2 protein-coding genes and 1 pseudogene are annotated in these 2196 nt (G+C 46.3%); 2 read left to right on the forward strand and 1 reads right to left on the reverse strand.

Annotation, left to right across the window (positions count from 1 at the left end; translation table 11 throughout):
• The first annotated feature begins 356 nt into the window (after positions 1-356).
• Positions 357-1469, forward strand: a complete 1113-nt coding sequence (locus tag ABYW01_RS19980; RefSeq protein ID WP_372836180.1) for an ABC transporter ATP-binding protein — start codon at positions 357-359, stop codon at positions 1467-1469.
• 59 nt (positions 1470-1528) lie between these two features.
• On the opposite strand, the pseudogene ABYW01_RS19985 reads toward ABYW01_RS19980, so the two are convergent.
• Positions 1529-1636 (reverse strand): annotated as a pseudogene (locus ABYW01_RS19985) (transposase); the annotation flags it as partial.
• A 314-nt stretch (positions 1637-1950) separates the two neighbouring features.
• Here ABYW01_RS19985 and ABYW01_RS19990 point away from each other — a divergent pair.
• Positions 1951-2196: MgtC/SapB family protein (locus ABYW01_RS19990; protein WP_372836182.1), on the forward strand; the 246-nt coding region annotated here is incomplete at its 3' end.

Consider the following 2196-nt stretch of genomic DNA (forward strand, 5'->3'; position numbering starts at 1 on the left):
CTCCTGAATACAAACTCGAAGCTGCCAGCTTAGTATCGGATCAAGATTACTCCGTCCCTAGGGCTGCCCGCTCGTTAGGACTCATTTTAAGGTGCTGGAAGCCCGAATTGATCTCGGTGTAACTTCATCGAAAAGGGACGCTTCTCGACCCAAAACCATCGTCAGACGTGTGCGGAAAGGGACGCTGCTTTATGCCATGTGCAGTCATCGGTTGCTACGCTGGAGCTAGATTCCTAATGAAACACATCAGACATAGCCTAATCTTTACAAATACAAATCTAAATATAAATGCAACTAATTAGTATCTTAACCTATAGTTTTATGTAGTAACACATGAAACAGCGAGGGCTGTATTTATGGACCACTTGCTACAGCTTGATCAAATATGTTGCGGCTATAGCGATAATCTGATTTTAAACGGTCTGAGTTTTAATATAGATAGGGGGGCTATTGTTTGCCTACTGGGGCCGAGCGGTAGCGGAAAAACAACCGCTTTGCGGGCTATTGCCGGTTTTAATCCTTTACTGTCAGGCACAATAATCTTGGATAGAGACGTGATCTCTAGTGCGAAAAGTATGCTGGTTCCAGAAAAACGGAAGATCAGCATGGTATTTCAAGATTATGCATTGTTCCCCCACCTAACTGTCCAGGACAATATATCCTTCGGTTTACGCTCACTATCTCGCCGGGATAGAAAGAACATAGTAGATGAAATGCTGGAGCTGGTTCGTCTTCCGAATTTTGGTAAACGCTATCCCCATGAGCTTTCAGGCGGTCAGCAGCAACGGGTCGCGTTGGCCCGAGGCTTGGCCACGCACCCGCTACTACTTTTGATGGATGAACCCTTTTCCAATCTGGATGCAGGCTTTAAGAGACAGCTATATACAGAGGTTCGCGACATACTGAAAGATATGGGCATAACAACACTGGTGGTGACACATGACAAAGAGGAAGCGTTTACCGTTAGTGATAAGATGGGCGTGTTAGCAAACGGCCAGTTGCAGCAATGGGGCTCACCGGCGGAGTTGTTTCATCAACCTTGTAACAGGCAGGTGGCTACGTTTATAGGGGCAGGCCAGTTGATTCCCGCTTTAGCGATAAGGCGGGATCAACTCAAAACAGAGATTGGAATGATAACCCTATTCAATGGACAAGCAGCCTTGGAGCCAGGGGAGCAATGGGAAATTTTTGTACGGCCTCACGAACTTAATCTTGGCACAGATGCTAAGCTCGTACAGTGTGAAGTCATAAGAAAACAGTTTATGGGGAGTAAGACCCGTTATACCGTGGGACTTCCCTCCGGGAATGAGATTAACGTAGTAACATACGACGCCGCGACGTTTGAGGTGGGAGCCAATGTAGGGTTACAGTTAGAAACTGACAACCTAATACTATTTCAACACAACACGGCTACCTCCCGGATTACAGACAGACCCAAGGTCATCACAATACCGTCGTTAATACCCTGATGTGTAGTAATTCAGACTTGATCTAGCAGTACTTGTACGACCACATTGAATCCACATCCCAAAGCGGCCATGGTCACACCCAGCCGTTTGGCTACTTCTGAAATGTTGTAGCCTCGGTCAGTGACTTGTTTCACCGCTTCAATCTTGAACTCTTCGAGATAGCGTTTTCATGAATGGACACCTTTGTTGCGTTGATTTTAACGCAATCAAGCGTCTAGGGTGCTAGGGGCTTTCCAACCACAACAAACACTCCTTAGGCTAGACTGTATGTTGTTCGGATCCTATAGATCCGTACAACTCTTTCTGAGCCCTCATTATCCTAGGCCCGTCACTATGGTTTTCATCAAATTGAAGTTGGAAAGTTGTTTAATTACTGGTTTTGAAGAATATAACTCCACTTCTTCGTTGGTTTTCTAGTGATGAGCTTCTACGCCTCCCCACCTTGACATATATGCGGGCTTGTTTTCTGGAGATGGAGATAGTGTTTATTGACTTTTCAATTAACGAGGCTTGGTTAACCAGCGATGATTTAGAAATGGTTTTGAGGTTGCTTGCCGCGCTTGTTGCGGGAGCACTGATCGGATTCGAACGCTCGTATCGTGGGAGACCTGCAGGTTTTCGTACGCATACGCTTGTCTGTGTAGCATCCAGCCTGCTGATGCTGGTAACAGTCTATGAAGCACACTGGGTCAGCGCCAACACAGAGTCCGTCAGGCTTGATCCAACC

Origin of the sequence: Pontibacterium sp. (assembly GCF_041587635.1) — a bacterium.
Classification (GTDB): domain Bacteria; phylum Pseudomonadota; class Gammaproteobacteria; order Pseudomonadales; family Balneatricaceae; genus Pontibacterium.